This window comes from Methanobrevibacter arboriphilus JCM 13429 = DSM 1125, assembly GCF_002072215.1.
GTDB classification, from domain to species: domain Archaea; phylum Methanobacteriota; class Methanobacteria; order Methanobacteriales; family Methanobacteriaceae; genus Methanobinarius; species Methanobinarius arboriphilicus.
This window is the reverse complement of the sequence record NZ_JXMW01000003.1, coordinates 14,152-40,508: the sequence shown is the minus strand read 5'-3', so window position 1 is coordinate 40,508 and position 26,357 is coordinate 14,152. Positions and strand designations below refer to the sequence as shown.

At 25.3% G+C, this 26,357-nt stretch carries 21 protein-coding genes; 9 read left to right on the top strand and 12 right to left on the bottom strand.

All coding sequences use genetic code 11. The features are described from left to right. Positions 1-80: 80 nt before the first annotated feature. Complete coding sequence (locus MBBAR_RS02010; RefSeq protein WP_080459613.1) at positions 81-1,835, top strand: hypothetical protein; 1,755 nt, start codon at positions 81-83, stop codon at positions 1,833-1,835. Between the two features lie 120 nt (positions 1,836-1,955). On the opposite strand, the gene MBBAR_RS02005 is transcribed toward MBBAR_RS02010, so the two are convergent. The 4 genes from MBBAR_RS02005 to MBBAR_RS01990 all read right to left on the bottom strand — a co-directional run bounded on the left by MBBAR_RS02005 (position 1,956) and on the right by MBBAR_RS01990 (position 7,361). Beyond that, positions 1,956-3,008, bottom strand: coding sequence for a transposase (locus MBBAR_RS02005; protein ID WP_080459612.1), 1,053 nt, complete (start codon positions 3,006-3,008; stop codon positions 1,956-1,958). Positions 3,009-3,393: 385 nt separating this feature from the next. Continuing rightward, entirely contained in the window at positions 3,394-4,668 is a 1,275-nt protein-coding gene (locus MBBAR_RS02000; RefSeq protein ID WP_080459611.1) for a glycosyltransferase family 2 protein, read from the bottom strand. A 20-nt stretch (positions 4,669-4,688) separates the two neighbouring features. Beyond that, positions 4,689-5,828, bottom strand: a complete 1,140-nt coding sequence (locus MBBAR_RS01995; protein ID WP_346218169.1) for a polysaccharide pyruvyl transferase family protein — start codon at positions 5,826-5,828, stop codon at positions 4,689-4,691. Between the two features lie 291 nt (positions 5,829-6,119). After that, on the bottom strand, positions 6,120-7,361 hold the full coding sequence (locus MBBAR_RS01990; RefSeq protein ID WP_080459609.1) for a hypothetical protein: 1,242 nt from the start codon (positions 7,359-7,361) through the stop codon (positions 6,120-6,122). A 298-nt stretch (positions 7,362-7,659) separates the two neighbouring features. On the opposite strand from MBBAR_RS01990, the gene hacA reads away from it, so the two are divergent. The 6 genes from hacA to mmp11 all read left to right on the top strand — a co-directional run bounded on the left by hacA (position 7,660) and on the right by mmp11 (position 13,955). Beyond that, positions 7,660-8,907: a homoaconitase large subunit gene (hacA, locus tag MBBAR_RS01985; protein ID WP_080459608.1), complete on the top strand. Its 1,248-nt coding sequence runs from the start codon at positions 7,660-7,662 to the stop codon at positions 8,905-8,907. A 24-nt stretch (positions 8,908-8,931) separates the two neighbouring features. Beyond that, on the top strand, positions 8,932-9,411 hold the full coding sequence (locus MBBAR_RS01980) for a 3-isopropylmalate dehydratase small subunit (protein ID WP_080459607.1): 480 nt from the start codon (positions 8,932-8,934) through the stop codon (positions 9,409-9,411). A gap of 143 nt (positions 9,412-9,554) precedes the next feature. Further along, the gene (locus tag MBBAR_RS01975; protein ID WP_080459606.1) at positions 9,555-10,565 is read left to right on the top strand and encodes an isocitrate/isopropylmalate family dehydrogenase; all 1,011 of its coding nucleotides are present in this window, start codon (positions 9,555-9,557) and stop codon (positions 10,563-10,565) included. Between the two features lie 134 nt (positions 10,566-10,699). Continuing rightward, positions 10,700-11,902 carry an aminotransferase class V-fold PLP-dependent enzyme gene (locus tag MBBAR_RS01970; protein WP_249025008.1) on the top strand — a complete coding sequence of 401 codons (1,203 nt, stop codon included), beginning with the start codon at positions 10,700-10,702 and terminating at the stop codon, positions 11,900-11,902. A 576-nt stretch (positions 11,903-12,478) separates the two neighbouring features. Beyond that, positions 12,479-12,895: a 6,7-dimethyl-8-ribityllumazine synthase gene (ribH, locus tag MBBAR_RS01965; protein WP_080459605.1), complete on the top strand. Its 417-nt coding sequence runs from the start codon at positions 12,479-12,481 to the stop codon at positions 12,893-12,895. Positions 12,896-13,016: 121 nt separating this feature from the next. After that, positions 13,017-13,955 carry a methanogenesis marker protein 11 gene (gene mmp11 / locus MBBAR_RS01960; protein ID WP_080459604.1) on the top strand — a complete coding sequence of 313 codons (939 nt, stop codon included), beginning with the start codon at positions 13,017-13,019 and terminating at the stop codon, positions 13,953-13,955. A 246-nt stretch (positions 13,956-14,201) separates the two neighbouring features. Here the strand turns inward: mmp11 and MBBAR_RS01955 are convergent, their stop codons facing one another. Further along, positions 14,202-15,863: a glycosyltransferase gene (locus tag MBBAR_RS01955; protein ID WP_080459603.1), complete on the bottom strand. Its 1,662-nt coding sequence runs from the start codon at positions 15,861-15,863 to the stop codon at positions 14,202-14,204. A gap of 739 nt (positions 15,864-16,602) precedes the next feature. On the opposite strand from MBBAR_RS01955, the gene purE reads away from it, so the two are divergent. Then, positions 16,603-17,661 (top strand): 5-(carboxyamino)imidazole ribonucleotide mutase, encoded by a 1,059-nt coding sequence (gene purE, locus MBBAR_RS01950; protein ID WP_080459602.1) that lies wholly within the window; start codon positions 16,603-16,605, stop codon positions 17,659-17,661. Between the two features lie 168 nt (positions 17,662-17,829). Continuing rightward, a complete protein-coding gene (locus MBBAR_RS01945) occupies positions 17,830-19,113 on the top strand; it encodes a UbiD family decarboxylase (protein ID WP_080459601.1) in 1,284 nt (427 codons plus the stop codon). A gap of 65 nt (positions 19,114-19,178) precedes the next feature. Here the strand turns inward: MBBAR_RS01945 and rfbB are convergent, their stop codons facing one another. From rfbB to MBBAR_RS01910, 7 genes are all read right to left on the bottom strand, one after another. Next, positions 19,179-20,204 (bottom strand): dTDP-glucose 4,6-dehydratase, encoded by a 1,026-nt coding sequence (gene rfbB, locus MBBAR_RS01940; RefSeq protein ID WP_080459600.1) that lies wholly within the window; start codon positions 20,202-20,204, stop codon positions 19,179-19,181. A gap of 35 nt (positions 20,205-20,239) precedes the next feature. After that, positions 20,240-20,794 (bottom strand): dTDP-4-dehydrorhamnose 3,5-epimerase, encoded by a 555-nt coding sequence (gene rfbC, locus MBBAR_RS01935; RefSeq protein WP_080459599.1) that lies wholly within the window; start codon positions 20,792-20,794, stop codon positions 20,240-20,242. Between the two features lie 265 nt (positions 20,795-21,059). Beyond that, positions 21,060-22,067, bottom strand: a complete 1,008-nt coding sequence (gene amrS, locus MBBAR_RS01930) for an AmmeMemoRadiSam system radical SAM enzyme (RefSeq protein WP_080459598.1) — start codon at positions 22,065-22,067, stop codon at positions 21,060-21,062. Positions 22,068-22,211: 144 nt separating this feature from the next. Then, positions 22,212-23,309 (bottom strand): thiamine-phosphate kinase, encoded by a 1,098-nt coding sequence (gene thiL / locus MBBAR_RS01925; RefSeq protein WP_080459597.1) that lies wholly within the window; start codon positions 23,307-23,309, stop codon positions 22,212-22,214. A gap of 256 nt (positions 23,310-23,565) precedes the next feature. Next, positions 23,566-24,072: a sirohydrochlorin nickelochelatase gene (cfbA, locus tag MBBAR_RS01920; protein ID WP_080459596.1), complete on the bottom strand. Its 507-nt coding sequence runs from the start codon at positions 24,070-24,072 to the stop codon at positions 23,566-23,568. Between the two features lie 289 nt (positions 24,073-24,361). After that, positions 24,362-25,375, bottom strand: coding sequence for a sirohydrochlorin nickelochelatase (gene cfbA, locus MBBAR_RS01915; protein ID WP_080459595.1), 1,014 nt, complete (start codon positions 25,373-25,375; stop codon positions 24,362-24,364). Further along, positions 25,347-25,745 carry a Zn-ribbon domain-containing OB-fold protein gene (locus tag MBBAR_RS01910; RefSeq protein WP_042702713.1) on the bottom strand — a complete coding sequence of 133 codons (399 nt, stop codon included), beginning with the start codon at positions 25,743-25,745 and terminating at the stop codon, positions 25,347-25,349. Before MBBAR_RS01910 ends, cfbA (MBBAR_RS01915) begins: the two co-directional genes overlap by 29 nt. Between the last annotated feature and the right edge of the window lie 612 nt (positions 25,746-26,357).

Genomic DNA, 26,357 nt, shown 5'->3' with positions numbered 1-26,357 from the left:
AGAAAAAAGTTATAATTATAAATGATTAAAATATAAAAACATTATTAAAAAGATAATTATAAAACATCATGGTGGATGAGATGCAATTTTTAATAATTTCAAAGAAAGAAGGGTTTAGAGAAGAGAATATTAATGAAAAAGCTTTGAATTCTAACTTTGCTCCTTATTTAATTTCAAAAGAATATCTAAAAGTAGAAGTTGGAAATTTTATTATTTTTATATACTTATATAAAGAGATAGATGAAGAAAAAAAAAATTATTCTTATTACTATGATGAAAATAAATTATTGTTAGTAAATGGTATTCTGACAAAATCTAGAAAAATAAGAAACCATGACATACAAACATTTTTTAAAGAATTAAAAGAAGATTCTGAATTATTAGGAGATTATCAATTGGTTTCTATAAATTCCAATGGTGAAGGATTTATTAAAACACCTATTTTTAGTTTGAAACAATTATTCTATTATGAAGACTCTGATTTTAGTGTTTTATCGACTGAAATAAAGTTAATTGTAGATGGGGTTAAAAAATTTCAGGGAAAAAAATTCATAGAACATTTTGATATGAAATTTATTGAAGATTCAACTCATAGAGAATCGGGAATTAGAAAATTTCCAAGACACACAATATTCAAAGAAATCAAAAGAGTACTACCTCATGATGAAAAGATTTTTAAAAATGGAACCATAAGTATAAATAGAAAATCCATTAAAATTCCTAAATCATTTAAAAAAAAATATCAGATGGATAAAAAAACATTATATGATGAATATTATAAAAATATTAATGAATTTACTGAACAATATTTATCCTACTTAAAACCAAACATAGAAGAATTAAGTATAGGCTTAACAGGAGGTTTTGACTCTAGATTAGCAATTTCAATATTATCTCCTATATGTGAAAAATATGAAATCTCTTTAAAACCATACACTAACGGTGCTGAAGACCATCCCGACGTTATTATAGCTAAAAAATTAGCTAAAAAATTGAATATAGAATACAGTAATAATGTTCCCCCATCTGGAAAGGGAATACATCCTCAAAGCATTATAGAATATATGGAAAGCTTCTATGTGAATCATGGAGATTTTAATTCTAATAATTTCGCAAAAATTAACCGTGAAATTAAAAATTCGAGATTATATCACGCTGGTTTGAGTGCATATAAAAAAAAGAATATAAATCTTATAAATCGTCACAATATATGGTTGGCAAGAGCTATTAATAAATCACATAATTTTTATTTTCCATTATTTGGGACAGAAATCGAAGTATTCTTTGCATTATTATATAAAGAATTAGGAGATTTAGATTTTAAAGAACTTGTTTATGAAATATTAAAAAGGTCAAATCCAAAATTATTAGAAATACCTTTTGTAGGTGATAAATTACCTCAAACAAACATTGAGCCATTTTCAACAATAAATGAATCAAAGTTTCATGAAAAAATACCTTTTTTATGGGATTATAACTATGTAAAAAGACAACTCAATGAAATATTAACTGAGAATTTCAACAAAAATTTAGGTATCAAAAGTAAAATTATATTAAAACTGATTGGAATTAATAAATTAGACTTCTTTTTAGACAGAAAAATTAATAAAATCATTTTAGACTATAGAAAAAATAAGATTAATTTAAAAATTGCTATAAAAAAATTAAAAAAAGAAAAATCATTTATAAGTTTTATAAAAACTAAAAAAATGGTAAAATTTGAAAAAAATGATCTTCACATAAAATTAAAAAGAAAAATGGTGATTCTCATGGATTATGCATCGGTAGCAGAGATGCGTTCATTTAAAGAAATAGAAAAAAATAAAGATAAATAATATCGTCTTATTCCAAATATTTTAAATATTATATATTAATAAAGTTTTTATAATGAATTAATACCTTTTTAAAATTTTATAATCGTTGTATTATAATATTTTATATTCAAGGGGTCTGATTTATGTGAAATTTACAAGGTTTCTTACCTCTTTAATTTCTCTATAACCCGTACTTATCATCATGCCGATTAAAAGTACATTTAGATAAACGTGTTTATAGGTAGATTTCTTGGTATATGCGTGTATTTTCTTTAATTTTAATTCAATTTTTAGGAATTTGAAAAATTCCTCTATTTTCCATCTTCTTCTCCTGTAATCTTCCCAATGAGTGAGTAAATTGAATAATTTTTCTTTTAAATTTGCATATGTTTGAGTTTTATATTTTTCTTCGGTGAAATAGTCTAAAGGGTTTTGTATTCTTTCTATTAAGGTTATTAATGAAGGTTTCTTCTTAGGGAAGATTAAAGGGAGAACTTGGTAATTATTTATTCCAATTAAATAGTTTTCTAAGCTTTGAAATCCTCTATCACATAATATTAATTGCCATTTTTTTAATATTCTTCGTCTTTTAAGTTCATGTAATATTTCATCAAATATTTTGGTATCATGTGGTGAACCGGGGTGTATTAATATTGCTAATGGTTTACATGTTCTTTCATCGATAGCTAGTGTCATTTTAAACCCTGCATAATGTCCATTATTGGTTGAAAATGCTCTTTTATAGGCTTTTGTTAGCAAAGATTGTTTTGATAGATACTTTCCATTGAATTTCAAATCAAGAGTAATTGAAGTTGAATCCAATATTATAGTTTTAATATATCTTATTTTATTGAATTGCATCTTATTTAAAGTTTTTAAACATAGTTCAAGGTATTTACTTTCGTCATTTCTATGATAAATCTCTCTAATTTGTTTTAGACTTAATAAGTCATTAATATTTAAAAATTTCCTAAGCTTTTCACGACTTTCCACTTGATCATAAACATAAGATAAATCTAATTGGAAAAATATGGATAATAACACTAATTTAAGCATTAGTTGATGCTTATTAGTGCTTGTAAAGTTATCACGAGCAAGTTCCTCTTGAAAAGTTCTACTATCGATAAGTTTAAGTATTTTGGAAAACATATTCCATACTGGGTCTTTTTTATCAGGATTCATTGGGATTTTCATTTTAATTACCAATAAAATATATAAATCCCATAATATTTAAATCTTTCGATTTAAAAGACCCAAATTTAAAAATTACCAAATATTAAATTGTACTTTTAATAACACGAAATAAATAATCTTTATTTCATGCAAATCAAGGACGGAGAATCCTCAAATTTTTCATTATTTTCAGACACCTTGTTTATATTTATACTAAAAGAAAAAGGAAATTCTATATCAATTATAAAAATTTGTATTCATGTAAAAATAGGCCAATGGAACTTTTTAGAATAAATATTATTCAAATAAATATTTTAATGTTAAGTATTATAATATCAGTTCTTTAAACCATTATATTTATCACGAATGAAAAAAGAACAATTAGTAAAAATTTTAATGAAAATTATTATTTAAAAAATCTTCCAAATTTTCTAAAGTACTTTGTCATTTTCCAACTATTAGATGAATAAATAGTAATAAGCTCATTTTGACATTTTGTATTTTTAATACTTAATTTTTTATGTTTTGAATTTAAAGTAACATACTTAGAATTCAAATTTTCATACTTTCTATTTATATTAACATGTTTATCTTTAAGATTATTATTCCAGTTTTGCAATTTAGTAAGATATTCTGACAATTTTTTGTTATTTTCTTTTAAATTCTCCATTTCATTTTTCAAATCATGAATATTATTCAAAAGATCAAATTCTTTTGAAGATGATGCATTAAAAATATTTAAATAAATAGACAACATATAGTCATTTAAATTTGATTTAAACTCTTTATCAGGGAAATTCTCTTGTTTGGTGTTAAAAAAATAATTTTTCATATTTTCAAAAAATTCCTCTTTATATTTATCTTGAATGTTAGTATATCCTAGAAAAAAAACCATTTTCATTATATGATTGAGCAATGATTTTTTAAACTCCCAATATAAATTATTTCTTTTAAAAACATCTAAAATAAGATTAATAATGGGCATTACATCAAGATATCTTTTATCTTTAGAAGTAATTATAGAATTCTCCCTAAATCTTCGATATAAATAGTATTCATTATTGAATTTAATTTTTTTAGCATTTATAATTGCATCAAAAAAGAAAGGATTATCTTCAAATATAAGTCCTTCTGGGAATTTTAGATTATATTTATCTAAAAAAGATTTTTTATAAATTTTATTATATGCAACAACTGAAATATTAAAAATATCCTCTTTTATATCTTTATATGTTACAAAATCTTCTTTAAATAAGTTTTCCAAACCTAAAAGTTCATAATCATCTCTTTTAAAAAATTTATCAGAATTTTCATCATAAGGCAAAATTTTAAAAATTAAAATATCAATATTATCCAAAATAATAGTATTATATAAATTTTTAAATGCATTATTCTTCAACCAATCATCAGAATCTAAAAAAATAATATATTTTCCTTTAGCGTAATCCATCCCTATATTCCTAGCTACTCCTAAACCTTCATTTTTTTTGTTTATTATTTTTATCCTATTATCTTTTTTGGCATATTCATCTAATATTTCTAAAGAATTATCTGTTGAGCCATCATTAATACAAATAACTTCAATATCTTCCAAAGATTGGTTTATAACACTATCCAAACATTGTTCAAGGTATTTTTCAACATTATAAACGGGTATTATTACAGATATTTTAGTACACATTTTCTCACAAAGCTTTTATTTTATTTGAGAATATTTTTTAAAAATCTCAATGGTTTAGTTAATTTCCAGCTATTAGATAACTCCATATTTTGGATTTTCTTTTTTTGTTTTAAAATTATTTGATTTTGCCTATAAATTTTTTTATTTTTTGATTTAATATCATTAATCTGTTTTTTATATGATAAATTATTTTTTCTAAAACAATTATCAATATTTTGAGAAGTTTTTGATATCAATGAAATATAAAAATTATCATAATTAATAAATAATTTTCTTTCATTATTAATATAACCAGTAAACTTCTTACATTGATCCATTAAATTATTTCTTAATTTTAAATAATCTTTTTTATTTTCAGGAGGATTATTTATATCAAAAATTTCATAACTTGATATATATTCATCTAAAGATGTATTTCTCAATAGATTATTTAATCCAATAAACCTATCTACATCATATGTATAATTATTTATTAATAAAACTGGAGTATCAAAAGCTAAACAAGGCAATGCTACATGAAGCCTGTTTGTAATAACGCAGCTAGCCCCTTGATATAAATCTAATAGCCCATTTGCTAAAATAAATTTTTCTTTTGAATTATATAATGATATACGTGTTTCATTGGGTTTATTCATATTTAAAGGTGCCATTTGAGTAACATTATATATTTTTTTATTTGTTTTAGTTTTTAAAAAATTTATAACTTCTTTTGGCACATCAACAGTGACTATATATTCTTGTTTTTTAATATTTGGATTTTTATCAAGTGTTAATGTTAAACATCCTGAAAAATAAGAAGGAATGTTATTATCTTTTAAAAAGTTTAATGTAGACATGTCCCTTGCACCAACTGGACCATGTCTTTTCATATATTCAAGACTTTCATCTGAAATAAAAGAGTTTATAACTTTCTCATCGTTTAAATTAATATGAATTGAAGCTATTAAAGGGTCTATAGAATCAGATGGAGGCCATGTTCCTTCATAATGAAAATACCATCCATTCAAGATTGTTTTAACTATTTCATCTGAATAAAAATTATTTAATTCAGCACGATCAATAAAACAATCAACCTTAGGAAGAAACTTATTAGCTGCAATACTCTGAATTTGATCTCCTAAATTTCTTGTATAATCATATTTAAGTAGTCCAAACTTAATTTTAAAAATCTCCTTTATTATGTTAGTCTAATCAAATGAATATATAAATCAATAATTTCTATTTTTATATTTAAATCATGAAATTAATTCATTAGTTACATCCATTCTATTAGCATTAATTATAACAACATTTTGATTTTCCCCCAAATTGAATAATATATATCATGATTTATTACATTATTGCTTATATAATTTTTTAAAATTTGATTTTAAGGCAGATTATTATAAGAATAATTTTTAATAAATATATCATGAAAAATAATATCATGAAAAATACCTATAATAAAACTATTAACTCCCTAATTTCAAATTTATTTCTAAAAACCATTTTATATTTTTATTATTATCCCAATATTCTCTATCTTCTAAAAATTTTTCCTGAATACTTACCCATAAAACATTCGTTATTTTATTTTTAGAAAATTCATTAATATTCTCCTTTATGTTTTCAAACGTTTTATCATTAACTTTAAACCCATAATCATTTGGATCTTTTTTTTCGGCTAATATGCCCATTATTGTTCTAGAACATTTTTCACATAAGTTACAGTTTTTTCCACTTGTGTTTTTCCAACAAACATGTAAATAATCATTTTTATCATTATCATCCAAAAAATTGATTATAGTTCTAATTTTATCTTGTCTAGAATTTTCTATACCCTCATGATAAACATTTCCCTTCTTTGCAAATTTAAATTCATTATCAGTGCTTGGACAAGATGCACATGGGATTTCATTTACTCCATAAATTTCAGATTCTTTTTTAGAATAGGTGCTTGCAATTAAAACATTGCTAATTTGATATAAATATGCATAAGGAATAGCATGGCTAATAATGCTCATTCCATGCTGTAGTCCATGCCACCAATTATCATCAAGCTGTTCTTGAAATTTATTTGAAAGATTTTGTGTATTAAGTAATCTTCTAAAATCTGATTTAATAAATACTTTTTTTAATCCGAATTCTTCTGAAAAATCTGTTAGTTTTTTACTAATATAGTTCAATCCAATTTCTTCTTCCAGTGGAATATCAGATCCTCTAATATTAACTAATATAGGATTTTTATCAATGTTATTTATTATTGTACTTGTAGAATCAACCCCTAAACTAAAAAATGATAAATATTTTTCATTATGCTCAATTTCATAGTCAATAATATTTTTAACTAATAGCTTCCCTTTAAAATCACATTTAGGATATAAATTTGAATATTTATTTTTAATTCTACTGATACTTTCATAAAAAGTCTTATCTAATTCATTTATGACAATTGTTGAATCAAACATCCAAGATACTGGTAAAACATTGCATAATATAGGTATTATTAATATGCCCTCTGGAACCTTGTTTAAGTTTCTATCAATGTTTAAATATTCTATAAATGAGGTTTTCTGCATAAAAAAATCATTTAAATTTTCACTTGTTTTCAAACTAAATTTTATAGTATTATTTGAAATTTCAAGAGAATTAATACTAATAAAATTATTTTTATAAAAATTAAAATCATTATGAATCCTATTTTTTAATATCATTTAAATCCTCAAAAAATTAAAAGAAAAGTTATAAATTATCACAATTGTTTATATAAATGTTATGTACTAATATAAATACACTAAGATTAAATAAAATTATATTACTTTATCAATATAATATTATTAAATAATTTTTATAATGAAAAGATATCATTAATTAAGTATTATATTATTATTGTATTTAAAGTTATTAATTTATATTATTAATTTAATACTATCTTTTAAGATTATATTAAATATTATTTTATGAATCATCTTAATTTATGAATTATTTTAATATATTTGGAGAATTACAAATATGTCAATGACAATGTCTGAGAAAATATTAGCTAAAGCGTCGAATAAATCTTCATCTGAAGCTGGTGAGATAGTTATGGCTAATATTGATGTAGCTATGACCCATGATTTAACTGGACCTCTTTCAGTTGAATCATTTAGAAAAATAGGAACTGAAAAAGTTTGGGATCCAAGCAAAATTGTTATCCCTTTTGATCATCAAGTGCCTGCTGATTCATTAGATGCAGCTAATAATCATATTATTATGAGAGAATTTGTGAAAGAGCAAGGAATAGAAAATTTCTATGATGTTAATGAAGGAGTTTGCCATCAAATATTACCAGAATTAGGCCATGTTGTTCCAGGAGAAGTAATCGTTGGAACCGATTCTCATACTTGTACTCATGGTGCATTAGGTGCTTTTGCAACTGGAATTGGATCTACTGATATGGCCATGGTGTTTTCAACTGGTCAATTATGGTTTAAGGTTCCAGAAACTATTAGATTTAATATTGAAGGTGATTTAAATGAAAATGTTTATGCAAAGGATGTAGTTTTAAACATTATAGGTAAAGTTGGAGCTGATGGTGCAACATATAAGGCATGTGAATTTACAGGAGAAACTGTATCTAACATGAGTGTTTCTGATAGAATGGTTCTTTGTAATATGGCTATTGAAATGGGTGGTAAAACTGGTCTTGTAGAACCAGATGATAAAACTTTAAATTATGTTAAAGCTAGGTCTAATAAACCATTTGAAGTTTTTAAAACTGATTTAGATGCCCCATCTCTTGAAATTATTGATATTGATGTAACTAATCTTGAACCTCAAATAGCTTGTCCCCATAATGTTGATAATGTTAAACCAGTTAGTGAAGTTGACAAAGAGATTGATCAGGTTTTCTTAGGTTCATGTACTAATGGAAGAATAAGTGATCTTAGACAAGCTGCTAAGATATTAAAAGGAAATAAAATAGCTAATGGTGTTAGAATGCTTGTTATTCCTGCTTCAAAAGAAGTTTATACTAAAGCTCTTAATGAAGGATTAATAAATATTTTTGTTGATTCTGGAGCATTAGTTTGTAATCCTTGTTGTGGTCCTTGTCTTGGAGGCCATGTTGGTCTTATTGGACCAGGAGAAGTTAGTCTTTCAACTTCTAATAGAAACTTTAAAGGAAGACAAGGTAGTCCAGAAGGTGAAGTTTATTTATCTTCAGCTGCGGTAGCTGCTTCTTCAGCTATTGAAGGAAAAATAGTAGCTCCAAAATAATTAAGCTAACAAGGAAGTGTAATAATGAAAGGAAAAGTTTGGAAATTTGGAGATGACATTGATACAGACATCATCATTCCTGGAAGATATTTAGTAGTAACTGACCCTAATAAATTAGCTAAACATTGTATGGAAGGTTTAGATTCTGATTTTTGTGGTAAAATTAATAAGGGAGATTTTATTGTAGCTGGAAAAAACTTTGGTTGTGGTTCTTCACGTGAACATGCCCCACTTGCTCTTCAAGGAGTTGGAATTGGAGCTGTAATAGCTGAATCTTTTGCAAGAATATTTTATAGAAATGCTACAAATGTTGGAATTCCTCTTCTTGAAGCTCCAGGTATAAGTAAAGTTCTAAAAGAAGGAGAAGAAATAGAAGTAGATATGGAAAAAGGAGTTATTATCTCTGAAAATGGAGAAGAATATAAATTTAAAAAATTACCTCCATTTATGCTTGAAATCCTTGAAAAAGGTGGTTTAATACCATATCTTAAAGAAAAGAATTAATATTTAAAATATAAAAACTGATATTTAAAATATAATGATTAAGATATAAAAGTTAATATTTAAAATATAATAATTAAAATATAATGATTAAGATATAAAAGCTAATATTTAAAAGGATAATATTCTTAATAAACCGTGATAATATGTATAAAATAGCTGTAATCCCTGGAGATGGGATTGGAAAAGAAGTAATGGAAGCTACTTTAAATATTTTAGAAGCTTTAAATATTGATTTTGAGTTTATATTTGCAGATGCTGGTGATGAATGTAAGGAGAAAACTGGTGTAGCTCTTCCTGATGAAACAATAGAAATTGTAAAAAAAGCTGATGCATGTTTATTTGGTGCTGCTGGTGAAACAGCTGCAGATGTAATAGTTAGACTTCGCCAAGAAATGGACTTATTTGCAAATTTAAGACCTGTAAAATCATATCCTGGAACTAAATCATTGTTTGATGATCTTGACTTTATGATTGTTAGAGAAAATACTGAAGGTATGTATATTGGAGATGAAGATTATATCAAAGATGAATCAGGAAATATTACTGGAGCAACAGCTAAAAGAGTTATAACAAGAGATGCATCAGAGCGTATATGTGAATACGCATTTAAATATGCAAAAGAAAATAACCGAAAAAAAGTTACAGGTATTCATAAAGCAAATGTCTTAAAAAAGACTGATGGTTTATTTAAAGAAGTATTTTATGAAGTAGCTGAAAAATACAAAAGTGAAGGTATTGAATCTGAAGATTTTTATGTTGATGCAACAGCTATGTATCTTTTAACTCGTCCAAAAAGCTTCGATGTTATTGTTACAACTAATTTATTTGGGGATATATTATCTGATGAAGGTGCAGGGCTTGTTGGTGGGCTTGGACTTATCCCTTCTGCCAATATTGGTGAAGAGAGAGCTTTATTTGAACCAGTTCATGGTTCTGCACCAGATATTGCAGGAAAAGATTTAGCCAATCCAACGGCTATGATATTATCAGCTATTATGATGCTTGAATATTTAGGTGAAAAAGAAGCAGCTAATGCTATTGATAAGGCTATTTTAAAAGTTTTATCAGAAAGTAAAACTGTTACTGGAGATTTGAGCGGAAAATCTACTACAATAGAAATGTCTGAAGCTATAAAAGAGAAAATAGAATTTTAAAAAATAGGACAATAGGATTTAAAAAATAAAATTCTAATAAGATTCTAAAAAACATAACTTTAGAAAGTAAAATTTAGATAAAAGAATCATAGCTGAAAAATATAATATTTAAATATTAAAATAGGAGGAATTTTTTGACTTCAATAGAAAAAATTAGAAATGATTTTCCTATTTTAAAAAATATTACTTATCTTGACTCTGCAAGTACCAGCCTCACCCCAAAACCTGTTGTTGAAGCTATTGATGATTATTACTATAATTATAATGCAAATATTGGTCGAGGAGCATATAAAACAGCTATTAAAACTGGGCAGAAAGTAGAAAATACTAGAGAAAAAATAGCTAACCTAATCAATGCTTCAAATGATGAGATTATTTTCACTCAAAATACAACCAGTGCTATTAATACTCTAGCTAATGGTTTTTCTTTTGAAAAAAATAATAATATAGTTATTTCAAACATTGAACATCATTCCAATTATATTCCTTGGTTAAATATTGAAAAAACTAATGATCTTTCAATTGATGTGAAAATAGCTGAAGCTGATTCAAACGGAATAATTGATCCATTAAGAATTGATGAGTTGATTGATGATAATACTAAAATAGTAGCTATTACTCATGTTTCTAATTCTATTGGATCTTGTCAAGACATAGAAGAAATTTCAAAAATAGTTCATGAGCATGAAGATGTTTATATTTTATTAGATGTTGCTCAATCAATTGGGCATGGAGAAATTGATATTAAAAAAGTTAATGCTGATTTCATAGCTGCTCCTGGACATAAAGGTCTACTTGGACCTAGTGGAACTGGATTTTTGTATGGAAAAAAAGAATTATTAGAAAAGTTATCCCCAACAAATCTTGGTGGAGGGACAATCACAAGTCTTAAAAACAAAGATTTTAAATTAGAAGAAGTTCCTTATAGATTTGAAGGAGGAACTCAGAATATTAGTGGGATTATCGGCCTTGGAAGAGCTATAGAATACATTAACAATATTGGCATTTCAAAAATTAAAAAACATACTCAATATTTAACACGAGAGCTTTATACTCTCTTATCTGAAATTGATAATGTTATTTTATATGGAGATCTTGAAAACATATTTAATATTGTTTCATTTAATATAAAAGGTGTTAATCCATATGATGTTAGCAAAATACTTGATGAAACAGAGAATATTTGTGTTAGAAGTGGTTTTCATTGTGCTATACCATCATTAAATCTGATCAATGCTAATGAAGGAACTGTAAGAGCTTCAATACATTGTTACAATAATTTAAATGATATACAAAAGTTAGTTGATTGTGTAAATGAACTATCTAAATTTTTTTAATATGATTAAGATAAGATGATTAACCTATAAATTAAAATACAAGTTTTAATAACAATAAAATATACTATAAAATATTTATAAAATAAATATTTATAAAATCTTTTATAATATCTTTTATAATATTTTTAATAGAAATTTTTTATAATATCTTTAATAGAAGATTTTTATAATATTTTTAATAGAAATTTTTTATAATATCTTTAATAGAAGATTTTTATAATATTCTTAATAGAAATTTTTTATAATATCTTTAATAGAAGATTTTTATAATATTCTTAACAGAAATTTTTTATAATATCTTTAATAGAAGATTTTTATAATATTTTTAATAAATGTTATTCTAACTGAATAAATATTGATTTGGAGGCAAACAATGGATATAATAAAAATAGCAGCTATAATAATTATCTTAATTATGGTTATGAGTGCAGCTGCTGGTTTCTTACTTATGGTACAATAATATAAACAGCTAATATGTATCACATTAGGATTAATTTAAAAATTAGTATTATTTATTTAAATTGAATGAATATAAGATTAAATTATAATCAATGAAAAAAGTTTAGAGGTATTTTTATGGTAAAGTATAGAATAGGGGCAGTTGTAGCTGAATTTAATTATGATTTAACTCACATGATGTTAGAATTAGCTAAAGAAGAAGCAAAAATTAGAAATTGTGAAATTGTACAAGTTGTTCCAGTTCCTGGAGTATTCGATATGCCACTAGCTATTAAAAAATTATTAGAAAAAGAGGATATTGATACTGTAATTACTCTTGGTGCTGTTATTGAAGGCTCAACTGATCATGACCAAATAGTTGCACAACATGCTTCAAGAAAAATAGCTGATCTTTCACTAGAATTTGAAAAACCTGTTTCACTTGGAATAAGTGGACCTGGAATGACAAGATTAGATGCACATAAACGTGTTGATTATGGTAAAAGAGCTGTGGAAGCAGCAGTTAAAATGTGCGACCGCTTGAAAGAAATCTAATTTTAAAAACTAGTTTTTATTAAAAACTTCTTATTAAAATTTATTATTAAAATTTATTATTTTTATTAATTAATTTTTATTTTTACATTATTATAACTCAATTAAAAATAGACTGGTTTTTATGGAAATTTTGAAGCCTACTGATTTAAAAAAGAAATTTAATGATCCTTGGATAGCTCCTTATGAAAAAGTAATAACCATGGCTGATAATGATCTTGTTGAAATTGTTGAGTATCATCCATGTATATCAGGTTCACATTGGCTTGTTAATCAGTACAAAAATACTAGTAAGCTAATTTTAAATGCTTATAGAGATGGTAACAAACAAGTATTCTTAACAAAAGTTGGTAAGGAACCACTCAATCTTAAAGCTAGTGTCAATGCTGCTGGAATTGAAGAAGTAGCTATTGATGATGAAAATAATACGGTTAAAGTTGTTCATAGTGGTTTAGCAGGGGCTGGTGTTGGAGCAGGAATGTGTCGTGGAATGGGTGATGGAATAAAACAAGTTGAGATTTATGAAAAAGGTGGAGGATCTAAACTTGGAAAAGCAGGAGTAATAACTCCAAAAATGGAAAAAGTAGTTATTGGGATTGATGATACTGATACTAAAGATGAAGGAGCTACTTGGACTATGGCCCATAATGTAGGAATAGAACTAAAAAAAGAAGGTTTTGAATATTTAGATCATATTATAGTTCAATTATATCCTCATAATCCTCATAAAACTCAAAATTGTGTTTCAATAGCATTGACATTTGCTGTTTTTCCAGAAGAAAAAGGAAAACTTATTAAAAGAACTATAGAGCTATTAAAAAGAGATACATTGTCTGATAAAACAGCTATTGCTATATTAAACGGACTTACCATTCCCCAAGAACTTTTTGAATATTCAATGAAGGCTAAAACAGGTATGGTATCAGTGAAAGAAGCTGAAAAGGTGGCTAAAGATTTAAATATTCGATTAATAGCTGTCACTGGAAATCATGGAAAAATAGGTGCATTGGCCGCACTTGGACTTTATAACGATCCAGATGAAGCTGTTAAAGTATATTACTAGGAATATTACTAATGTTATTATTAGTAATACTACTATATAATTATTACTAATATTATTAATTATTACCAAAATTATTAATAAAAATATTAATGAGAATTATTAATGAATATTAAATTTTTAACAAAATAAAATTTTATTATTAAAGGTATTAAAACTCATTTTAAAAATAATAAAACAATACTATTCAAAATTAAAGCTACTTCAAGCTAAATATTATTTAAAATTGAATATTATTTAAAATTAAATTTATTCAAAGTTGAAAACTAAAAAAGGTCCAAATTTATTTGGAAGAAATCTTTTTGATGTTGAAATATTATTTGAAACTTTTAGTTCAATAATATGATCTCCAGAATAAATGAAATAGCTATTTCCTCTTTTTATATCATCATTTATATATATAGATTTAGCTATTAATCCATTAACATATATATCATAAGTTTCATTAGGTTTAAAAGATCCAGAAATAGATCCAACTCTATTATGATCAACATATACATCCATTGTAGTTCCATTCATATTTCTAGAGTTTATTATAGAATATTCAGAACCAGATATGTTAGAATCATTAATATTAAAACTATGTTCTACCTGAATTCCTTCAAAAACTCCCTTTATTTTTCCATCTGATATTACATCGCCAACTTGAAGATCAAGAAACATCCTAACATCATAAGGAATTCTTAAAATATTCGGTTCTTCATTCCTAGCCTTATTAATTGTGTAGTATTCATCTCCAATACGGAGTTTATCACCATAACTAAGTTCCAATGTATTTAAAGCATCTTGAGGCATTCTTATAATAGTGGATTGATTTTCTAGTGCACTATCAACATTATAAGGACCTCTAACATATATAGTTTGATCTGGAGATCCTGGAAATATTACAAGATTTTTTGAAGTAGGTTCAATAGATAATCTCCCATCTGAATATGTAGCTGCACTTAAAAATGTTGATATCATTACTAATAATACAAGGGCAGAGATGACAACAGGAAAATGCATCTTAATAAATGATCTGAAAAAATTACCCTTAGGTCTCTTCCTAAACATTATCGTGGTTTTTATAATAAGTTTAATAACATAATAAATTGTTAAAAGAATACCAGCTAAAGATATAATTACCCCTAATTCTAAAGGAACTCCTTGAACAAAAAATATTGTAAAAAGACCTAAAATAATTAGTGACAATCCCAGTGTAGTCATTCTGATGTAATTACCCATTGAATCCATCATTGTTACACGGCCATATTCCATAGCCCTATCAACAATTGTCCTTGTAACCTCATTAGCCATTTCATTTAGACTTTCAAGAGGAGACATGTCATGTTTAATTTCCCCAATGTCCACTTCTTTGATTCTCATTCCATGAGCATCAGCATCAAGTACAATACCAACATCTACACCATAATCTTTTTCAAATTTAATTTTCTCAAGAACTGAACGTTTTCCAGCAAATTGACCACTTAAAGGTTGTTCAAAATTAACTTCTGGAAAGAAAAATCTAAGAAGAGGCTTAGCTGTAAGTTCAGTTACTCTTCCACTTTCTCTCATAAACTTAGTTTTTGTGATATCTGTTTTTCCTTCTAAAATAGGAGATATGATCATTTCAATTTTATCAGAGGTTAAATTATAAATATCAGCATCTATAAATGCAACAATATCTCCTTTAGAATGTTTAAAACCTGTTTTAATAGCTGAACCTTTTCCTTGATTACTAGTATGAGATATAACATCTGCCCCTACAAGTTTAGCTTCCTCAGCTGTTTTATCATAAGACCCATCATCAATAACAATAACTTCAGTTACATAAGGTAATTCCATAGCAACATTTACAACATGAGCTACAGTTGCTTCTTCATTATAAGCAGGAATAATAATTGAAACAGATGACGAGTGTTTATTTTCCATTTTGCACCTTTAATAAGTTTTTTAACAAATTTTATAAAAAATAATATTTAAATATCAAAGATTTAATTTATCAAACCAATTTATTAAGAATTTGATGAAAGCTATCAGATTAAAACTATCAAATTAGTTTATGGTTATTCTAATTAAAATAATTATTTATGTATTTATATTGTTATTATTAATTTATAAAAATTTTTAAATATTAAATTAATTGAGAATAGTAAATAAAAAATAATTTAGAACAATAAACAAAAATTTGGAGCTTTAAATACAAAAATACTAGGTCTAAATAATTATGTACAGAAATACTGAGTAAAAACTATATTCAATAATATAAATTATATCCTAATACACTATAATTCTAATATATAGTCTAATAATATTAGTATATTAAATAATATTATTCTATAATATAATATTAGTCTAATATGATTATTCTAATATAATTTTATTCTAATATGATTATATAATATGATTATTAAATACGATTATAATATGATTATTATAAGAAAATTATAATATTTTGATATAATATTATCTAATATATAAATTTTAATTATAAAAATATTAATCTAAGAACATATAAATATATCTGAGTACATTAAAAGTTTCAAAAATCTATTAAAAATCTAGTATCTAAAATAAAATTAATCATTAATAACATGAATTATTATAAAAATATATTAAATAATAAATAAATCCTATAAAAATAATATTTATTATTAAAAAAGGTGAATTAATGAACCCTAAAGTAATGATAATCTTAGGAAGTGCATCAGACTTAAAAATAGCTCAAAAATCTATTGATATATTTGAAACACTTCAAATTCCATACAGTTTAAAAGTTGCATCTGCACATAGAACCCATGAAAAAGTAAAAAAATTAGTAGTTGAAGCTACAACAAATGGAATAGAAGTTTTCATGGGGATTGCTGGATTAGCGGCCCATTTACCAGGTTCTATAGCAGCTTATACTCACAAACCAGTGATTGGTGTTCCTGTTGATGTTAAGTTAGGTGGTTTAGATGCATTGTTTGCTTCATCCCAAATGCCTTTCCCTGCTCCAGTAGCAACTGTTGGAATTGATAGAGGAGACAATGGAGCGATTCTTGCTGGACAAATCATAGGAGTTAATGATCCTGAAGTTAAAAAAAGAGTATCAAAACTTAGAAAATCCTATCAAGAAAAAGTTAAAATCGATGAAGAAAAACTAATCTCTCAATTAGATGGTAAATTATTACAAAAAAACTTTTTAGATAACTATGATGAAATAAGTGAGGAAAAATTAAACAAAGAAGAACCCCACACAGATAAAATATTCAAAGAGTCGGAAAGTGTTGAATCAGAAAAAAATACTCCTTTAGTTTCAGTTGTTCCTGGAAGTTATTCCGATATTGAAGAAGCTAAAAATGTTGCTTTAACATTAGATAGATTAGGAATTAGCTATGATATTAGTGTAATATCCCCTATAAGATATCCTGATAAATTTAATAAATATATGGAAAATATGAAAGATGTTAAATTATTTATAGCTGTTACTGGATTGTCTGCTCATGTTACTGGATCAATAGTTGCATTAAGTGAAAAGCCAGTTATAGGAGTTCCACGTTCTGTAGAGATAAATGGACTTGATTCATTATTATCAATGGTAAATATGCCACCAGGAGTTCCTGTTGGAACAGTAGGTATTGAAAATGGAAGAAATGCAGGAGTTTTAGCTGGAGAAATATTAGGTATTTCTGATAAGAACATTGAAGAAAAGCTAAAATTAATGAAATACAAAACAGCGGATATATAAAAAAATCAATGATAAATGAATTATTACTACTATAATATATTATTACTAATTAATATATTATTGTTAATTAATTGATTATTATTAATTAATAGATTATTGCCAATAGAAACTATATTAATTAATGAATTATTACTATAATAGATTATTAAAATTTTAGAGGAATTAATTATGGAAAATTTTTTAAATATAATAAAGGATGAATATGGAATTTTGACTATAGAAGAAGAAGTTTCTACAGAGTTTGAAGCAGCAAGAATACTTAGAGAACATCCTAAAAAAACAGTTATATTAAAAAATGTTAAAGGTTATGATATTCCAATAATCTCAGGAATTTGTAATACTAGAGAAAAAATAGCTAAGTCATTAGGTTGTACTGTTGATGAGATAACCAAAAGAATTATTAAAGCTACTGAAAATCCTCAAAAAACAACTAAATATAAAAAAATTAATAATTCAGAATATAGTACCAAAAAAGCAGATTTAGGTAAAATTCCAATATTAACTCATTACAAAAGAGATGGAGGAGCTTATATAACTGCAGGAGTAGTTTTTGCAAAAGATCCAGAAACAGGAATACAAAATGCTTCTATACATAGAATGTTAGTTATTGGAAAAGATAAATTAGCTATAAGAATCGTTCCAAGAAACCTTTACACATATTTCCAAAGATCAGAAAAACTAAATAAAGATTTAAAAATAGCTATAGCTATTGGAATGAATCCATCAACACTTCTTTCAACAACAACATCTGTCCCAATTGATTGTGATGAAATGGAAGTTGCAAATGTATTTAATGATGGAAATCTTGAATTGTTAGATTTGGAAAATAGTGGTTTAAAAGTTCCTCAAGCAGATATAATATTTGAAGGAAAAATATTAGCTGGAAAAAGAGCTAAAGAAGGGCCTTTTGTTGATTTAACCGATACATATGATGTAGTTAGAGATGAACCAGTTATTAAGTTAGATCATATGCATATAAAAAATAATGCAATGTATCATGCTATTCTTCCAGCTGGATTTGAGCATAAATTACTACAAGGACTTCCTCAAGAGCCTAGAATATTCCAAGCTGTGAAGAATACTGTTCCAACAGTCCAAAATGTTTTATTAACAGAAGGAGGTTGTTGTTGGTTACATGCAGCAATAGCTATAAAAAAACAAACACAAGGTGATGGTAAAAATGTTATACTAGCTGCACTTGCAGCTCATCCATCATTAAAACATGCAGTAGTGGTTGATGAAGATGTTGATATTTTCGATCCTCAAGATCTTGAATATGCTATAGCTACAAGAGTTAAAGGTGATGATGACATAATAATCATTCCTAAAGCAAGAGGTTCATCACTTGATCCTGTAGCATTACCTGATGGAACAACTACAAAAATTGGTGTTGATGCTACTAAATTACTTGGAAAAGAAGAAGAATTTGAAAGAGTGAGCTTTAGTGAATAGAAATCAGGTATATGGAATAAACATGAAAAAAGAAAAGAATATCTTTTATTTATAATGTTAATTATTTAATCAGAAGATTTATGCATTTTTTCATAATAACTAATATAATCCCCAGAAATAACTTCTTTGAGCCATTTTTTATTATTTAAATACCAATCTATTGTTTCATTTATTCCTTTTTCAAAAGTATATTTAGGTTTCCAACCTAATTCACTTTTTATTTTTGTTGAATCAATTGCATATCTTTTATCATGCCCTAATCTATCTTCAACAAATTCAATCAAATCATTAGACCTATTCAGATATTTAAGAATAATTTTAACGATTTCAATATTTTCTTTTTCATTGTTTCCACCTATATTATAAACATCCCCTATTTTTCCATCATGCAATACAAGATCAATAGCTGTACAATGATCATAAACATGTAACCAGTCCCGAATATTTCTTCCATCACCATAAACAGGTAATTTCTTATTATCTAGTGCATTATTAATCATTAATGGAATCAATTTTTCTGGAAATTGGTATGGTCCGTAATTATTTGAACACCTTGTTATATTAATAGGAAGGTTGAAAGTTTCATGATATGCTCTAACAATCATATCTGCTCCAGCTTTACTAGCTGAATAAGGACTGTTTGGAGAAAGAGGAGTTTTTTCTGTAAAATAACCTGTTTTTCCAAGAGTTCCATATACCTCATCAGTAGATATTTGAATATATTTTTTAATCTGACCTCTTTCATGATATTTTTTAGCTACTTCAAGCAGATTTTGAGTTCCAATAATGTTTGATTCTAAAAAAATCTTAGGATTATGAATACTACGATCAACATGAGATTCAGCAGCAAAATTAATTATATAATCAATATTATTTTTATTTACAATGCTATTCACAAGTTTAGTATCTAAAATATCCCCTTTAATAAATTTATAATTAGGATTCTCTTCAGCTTCCACCAAATTTCCTAGATTTCCACAATAAGTAAGTGAATCTAAATTTATAACATTATAATCAGAGTATTTATCTAAAATATAATGTATAAAATTACTTCCAATAAAACCTGCTCCCCCAGTAACCAATATTTTCATTTTAACCTTTCCTCACATTTATAATCTTTTAATCTTTAAAAACTAGTTGAAGTATCTTTTAAAGATTTCCATTTTTGATCTTTTTCAGATAAAATTAGCTCTTCTTCATTTAAAGGCCATTCTATGTTTATATCTGGATCATTCCAGATGATACCTCCTTCATCAGACCCATTATAAAAATCAGTACATTTATAAGTAAATTCTGCCTCATCACTTAAAACTAAAAAGCCATGAGCAAATCCTGGTGGAATATAAAACTGTTTTTTATTATCTTCTGAAAGAATTACACTTTCATACTTACTATAAGTTGGAGAATCTTTTCTTAAATCAACAGCTACATCAAAAACTTCACCTTTGATTACTCTTACTAATTTCCCTTGTGGTTGATTATACTGAAAATGAAGTCCACGTAAGACACCTTTTGTAGATTTAGATTGATTATCTTGAACAAAATCAATATTTAATCCATTTTCTTCAAATTCTTTTTTATGGTATGATTCCATAAAATACCCTCTATCATCAGTGAAAACTGTTGGTTCTATTATAAAGACTCCTTCAATAGAAGTTCTAGTAAATTTAAATTTATTCAATATTATTCCTCTTTAGTTCTATTATATAGCTAGATTTAACATTAAGATATTATTATAAATTTATAATTATATAATAATCTATATTTATAAATATATTATTATTACGATTATGGTTATGAACAGCAAATTTTATAAAAGACAATATTGTATTAGATGAAAATTTTGAATAATTAAGATTTTCAAACATGACAATACTTTTCAAAAAGCAAAAAGTACAATTTAAAGTATACTTTAAGATTATTAAACTCAATAGGATAATATTTGATTAGTTATAGATAAAATTTAGTTTTCTACCACAATTAATACATTTATTATTTTTAATTTTACTCTTATTGATAGTATTATATCCATTTCTTTCAATAAGTAGCTCACCGCAATCAGGACAATAACTATTTTGATCAGTTTGAACATTACCTAAATAAACATATTCTAAGCCTGATTCAATAGCTATTTCTTTAGCAATTTCTAATTTACTAATTTCAGTAGGAGGAACATCCCTCATTTTATAATAAGGGAAAAATCTAGAAAAATGAAGTGGCACATCTTTTCCAAGTTCGGTTACAATAAAATCAGTCAAACTTTTTATTAAATCATGAAAATCATTATAACCAGTTATTAAGAGATTAGTGATTTCTAAATGCTTTTTATGATTATATATTGATTTTATATTATCTAAAATAGGATCAAGTTTAGCTTGACAATTATTAATATAAAATTCATTACTCATAGATTTTAAATCTATGTTAAATGCATCAATTCTAGGAAGCAAGAGATTAAGAGCTTCTTCACTCATATAACCATTACTAACATATATATTTTTAAGACCATTTTCATGAGATAGTAAAGCAGTTTCTAGAGTATATTCTAAGTACATAGTAGGTTCATTATAGGTCCAAGCAAGCGACATACAATTTGCATTAATGGCATTTTTAACAGCTGTTTCTGGAAGAATTTTAATAGCTTCATTATACTCATTACTATTTTGGGATATGATATAGTTCTGACAGTTCAAACATCTCATGTTACACCCAAAACCACCAAGAGAATATGCCAATGACCCTGGTAAAAAATGATAAAGTGGTTTTTTTTCAATAGGATCAATAGCTTGAGAGGATATAGAAGCATAGTTACAACTATATAACTTTTCATTTAAATTTTTACGTGTTAAACAAAATCCAAGTTTGTCTTCAGCAATTTTACATCTATGGTTACAAACATTACATTGAACATTCCCATTATCTAGCTTATCATACAAAATTGATTCAACAATCATTCAAATTACTCCTTTTCAAATTACTCCTTAATCATTAACCATCAAATAAAAAATCATTAAATTATCATTAAACTTATCATTAAACTTATCATAAACTATCATCAAATGAAAACAATACTATTAATTAGAAGCACTTAAAGGTTATTAATCATTAGATAAATGTTCATAACCCTTTGAAGATAATTTTTGAACTTTTCCATCAGAATATTCAATTTCAACCCTATTATAATTATTAATTTCCCCAATAATAATAAAATTCAACTTTTTTGATAGCTCATCAATAATACTATTTTCATTATCATTACTGAAAGTAAATAAAAGTTCAAAATCTTCCCCTATATGAAAAATAAGATCAAAAATATCTTTATTTAATATTTTCGACAAATTATATATTTCTTTAAATAGTGGTTCATTAGCTATCTTATCTTCATAGATTCTTATTCCAAGATTACTATTTTTATTAAAATTTTTATTAGCATTAAATAATTCATAGAGTTCACTTGCTAACCCATCAGTGATATCAGTAGCAGATGAAGCTATTTTACTTAAAATAATACCTTCATTTAACCTAGCTTTAGGATTTAAAGCAGCCCCAATTGATAAATTAACTATCTCACGGCTAATTTTTTTATTTTCAATGGATTTTTCAATTATTTTTTTATTCTCTTCTTTTAATAATTCAAATCCAAGTGCAGCAAGACCTAATTGTCCAGTAATAGCTATTTTATCTCCAAATTTAAATCCAAACTTTTTTTTAGCTAGTGATTGCTCAATTTTCCCTAAAGCAGTCCCTGAAATTATTATTTCATCATCTTCATTTGTATCCCCACCTATTAAAGGGATTTTATAATAATTGCATGCTTTTAAAATTCCACAAATTATTTCATCAAAAGATTCAAGAGCTAAATTTGGAGGAATAGCTAAACTAATCAATATTCCAACAGGTTTAGCTCCCATAGCTGCAATATCACTAACATTTACTGTAACAGCTTTCCAACCCATCTGAAAAAAAGACATTTGTAATGGGAAATGATGTTTTTGAATCAATAAATCAGTTGTAGCTACTAAATAATTTTTTTCATTTGTTAAATTATTGTTAAAATCGATTAATGCAGCATCATCACCAATATAAGAATTTAAATTTTTATCATTATTAAACTCAAAATCTTTAGACGTTTCAATTATTCTTTCAATTAGCTTTTTTTCTCCAAGATCTGAAACTCGAAGATTTTTTTTACTCATACTAATATATATGTTTATTAAATATAATAAAATTTTTTTAGTTATAAGTTGAAATAAAATTATACTTGAAAAATATTATAAAAAAAATATTATAAAAAATATTATAAAAAATATTATAAAAAATATTATAAAAAAATATTATAAAAAATATTATAAAAAATATTATAAAAAAATATTATAAAAAATATTATAAAAAAATATTATAAAAAATATTATAAAAAATATTATAAAAATCAAAAAAAGATTAATAAATAAATTATTGTTGGTTTAAAGCATTATTAACTCTATTTTTTATTATCTCAAGAACTAATGGGTCTGCTCCTAATGGTTCAGTATAAATAATTTTTCCATCAAAATTTATTTTTTCTAATTCATGATGGTGATGATGACTATGAGAGCTTTCCTCATTATTTTCATGATTATGGCTATGATGATTGTGATTGTGAGAGTCTTCCCCATTATTTTCTTCATTTAGACGCAATATTTTAGGAATATCTCTCGTAGTGTGCATTCCATGAGCTAAAAATACTGGAACGGCTATTACAGTATCAATTTCAGTATCTTTAACTAAAATATCTAATGCATCAGGAATATTGGGTTCATGAATTTCCATATATCCTACACCAACTTTAAAATTAGTTTCTTGCCTATACATTTCAGCTAACTTATTTATAGTTTCACTAGATAAGGGTAACCTACTTCCATGACTCATAAGTAAAATTCCAGTATTATTAGAGTTAAAATTTGATTTTCCTTCTGACATATTATCTTCCTATTCCTCGTATTATAATAATTTATTAATAAATCAATTTATTCAAGAAATCTAATTTTAATATTAACAAAAGTATATTATAAATTTTATCAATTTTTCTTTAAAATATTAAAATATTCTTGAAAAATTATATTATTGAAAAATTATTAATAAAAGTAATATCATTAATAAAATTATTAATAAAAATTCTAATATAATAAATAAAAAAGTAATGCGAGATAAAAAGTAATAAAAAGTAATAAAAAATAATAAAAAATAAACCAAATTAAGCTTCAAAAAATTATATATTGCTTTCAATTCTATTTTTAAGAATTTTAATTATAATATCATCAGAACCTAGTGGTTCTGTATATAATATCTCTCCATCAAACTCAACAAGGCCTCCATGAGCATGATCATGAGAGTGATCATGGCTATAATCATGAGAATGGACATGAGAGTGAGAATGATCATTGGAAAAATGAGTATTGTTTATATCTTCATCCTCCAAAATACCTAGAATAGTAGGTATATCTCTTTTGGTGTGAACACCTGGAGCTAAAAATACAGGAACAACAATTATTCTATCTAAATCTTTACTTTCAAGCATGCTATTAATAGATTGTGCAATAGTAGGTTCACAAAGTTCCATGAAACCTTGAGAAACAGAATAGTCAGTCTGAGATTTATATTGATTATATATATCTGTAATAAATTCACGATTATAATTTAACCTACTTCCATGGCTTACAAGTAAAACACCTGTCTTATCTGAATTTATATCACTGTTAGATTTAGAAATAGCTGATTCAATCTTTTTATTTATAATACTAATTATCTGTGGATCAGGACCTATACAACCAATTAAATCAATTTCACCATTGAAGTTGATAGGTTTTGACTCCATCAAGTAATGATCTTCAGGATAATTTCCATCAGGACATCTTGGATCAGTTTCTTTAGGTTCAAGCCCTAAAATTATTGGTATATCTATATTAGTGTGAATACCTGGAGCTAAAAATACTGGCATAGCAATGATTCTTTTTATGTTATTATTCCTATCCAATAAATTATCAATAGCTTCAGAAATAGATGGTTTAGCAACCTTCATATATCCAACTTCAGTATTATGACCAGTTAAAGATAGATATTTTTCAAGTATATCTTTAAAAGTTTCTTCTGCATAAGGTAAACTGCTTCCATGACTAATAAGCAATACACCAAAATCAGTTGAAAGTGAATTCTCTGAAATATTCAAATTTTTATAATTCGTACATCCTTCAGAATTATTTGATTGGTTTAAATTTGAATCCATAAGAGATTACTCCGTCTTCTCCATCTTCCCTAATCTTTCGAAATACCATTTCAACAGGATCCCCAATCTCTATTTCATTAAGATCACAATCTACAAGCTGAGATGTGAGTCTTGCGCCTTCTTCTAAATCAATTATAGCTACTGCGTATGGAGCAATAGTTTTAAAATCATCAGTTGGAGTTTCAACAATGGAAAAACTATGTATTTTACCTTTTCCACTAAATTGAATATTTTCAATCTTACCTTTTCTCCTACATTTTGGACATATGACTCGTGGAGGGAAGTAAACCCCATCACAGTTAGTACATTTTGATCCAATGAGATTGTACCTTTGTTGAATATGACGCCAAGTTCTTACAATATCAGACATTTAAATCCTCCTAACTCTAAATTTATAATTATATTTAATAATGTATTAATTGTATTAATTTAATAATGTAATAATTAATATGTAATTTATTAATAAAATTATATAACCTATTAATAAAAATATGTAATGTATTACTAAAATCATTAATAATATAATATATCAATAAATTATGAATAATATAATGTATTAATAAATCATGAATAATTTACACTAAAAAGCATTATGGGTTTTAATATTAATTTATTAAATAAATCAGATTCACTAGTTTATTTTATAACTTTATATGATTATAGCTTTTATAATCTTTAAAAGTCTTTTAATATAATTTAAATAGCTTTAAGTGAATAGTAATTCTAAATAGTTATTTATATTCTTTAATAATAATTTTTATCAAAAGAAATATTATTAAAGACTTAATTTATACTAATAATCTATTTGTAATAATCATATAAAAATTTATTTAATGGTAGTAATACTTCTCATCAATTTTATATTATTTAATTTATTTTCCTAGTAAATAAATCTTTTTGTTGCTATAAGTTTTAAAAAATATATTAATAAAATTAATTAATAAATGAAAAAATAATAAAAAATACAAAACTTTTTAAATAA

Excerpts from the sequence above, each read along its gene's own strand:
- purE (WP_080459602.1), top strand. The coding sequence starts at position 16,603 with ATGAACCCTAAAGTAATGATAATCTTAGGAAGTGCATCAGACTTAAAA.
- cfbA (WP_080459595.1), bottom strand. The coding sequence starts at position 25,375 with ATGGATTCAAATTTAAACCAATCAAATAATTCTGAAGGATGTACGAAT.
- MBBAR_RS01945 (WP_080459601.1), top strand. The coding sequence starts at position 17,830 with ATGGAAAATTTTTTAAATATAATAAAGGATGAATATGGAATTTTGACT.
- ribH (WP_080459605.1), top strand. The coding sequence starts at position 12,479 with ATGGTAAAGTATAGAATAGGGGCAGTTGTAGCTGAATTTAATTATGAT.
- MBBAR_RS01975 (WP_080459606.1), top strand. The coding sequence starts at position 9,555 with ATGTATAAAATAGCTGTAATCCCTGGAGATGGGATTGGAAAAGAAGTA.
- MBBAR_RS01910 (WP_042702713.1), bottom strand. The coding sequence starts at position 25,745 with ATGTCTGATATTGTAAGAACTTGGCGTCATATTCAACAAAGGTACAAT.
- MBBAR_RS02005 (WP_080459612.1), bottom strand. The coding sequence starts at position 3,008 with ATGAAAATCCCAATGAATCCTGATAAAAAAGACCCAGTATGGAATATG.
- thiL (WP_080459597.1), bottom strand. The coding sequence starts at position 23,309 with ATGAGTAAAAAAAATCTTCGAGTTTCAGATCTTGGAGAAAAAAAGCTA.
- MBBAR_RS01955 (WP_080459603.1), bottom strand. The coding sequence starts at position 15,863 with ATGGAAAATAAACACTCGTCATCTGTTTCAATTATTATTCCTGCTTAT.
- MBBAR_RS01980 (WP_080459607.1), top strand. The coding sequence starts at position 8,932 with ATGAAAGGAAAAGTTTGGAAATTTGGAGATGACATTGATACAGACATC.
- MBBAR_RS01990 (WP_080459609.1), bottom strand. The coding sequence starts at position 7,361 with ATGATATTAAAAAATAGGATTCATAATGATTTTAATTTTTATAAAAAT.
- cfbA (WP_080459596.1), bottom strand. The coding sequence starts at position 24,072 with ATGTCAGAAGGAAAATCAAATTTTAACTCTAATAATACTGGAATTTTA.
- amrS (WP_080459598.1), bottom strand. The coding sequence starts at position 22,067 with ATGATTGTTGAATCAATTTTGTATGATAAGCTAGATAATGGGAATGTT.
- MBBAR_RS02000 (WP_080459611.1), bottom strand. The coding sequence starts at position 4,668 with ATGTGTACTAAAATATCTGTAATAATACCCGTTTATAATGTTGAAAAA.
- hacA (WP_080459608.1), top strand. The coding sequence starts at position 7,660 with ATGTCAATGACAATGTCTGAGAAAATATTAGCTAAAGCGTCGAATAAA.
- mmp11 (WP_080459604.1), top strand. The coding sequence starts at position 13,017 with ATGGAAATTTTGAAGCCTACTGATTTAAAAAAGAAATTTAATGATCCT.
- rfbB (WP_080459600.1), bottom strand. The coding sequence starts at position 20,204 with ATGAAAATATTGGTTACTGGGGGAGCAGGTTTTATTGGAAGTAATTTT.
- MBBAR_RS02010 (WP_080459613.1), top strand. The coding sequence starts at position 81 with ATGCAATTTTTAATAATTTCAAAGAAAGAAGGGTTTAGAGAAGAGAAT.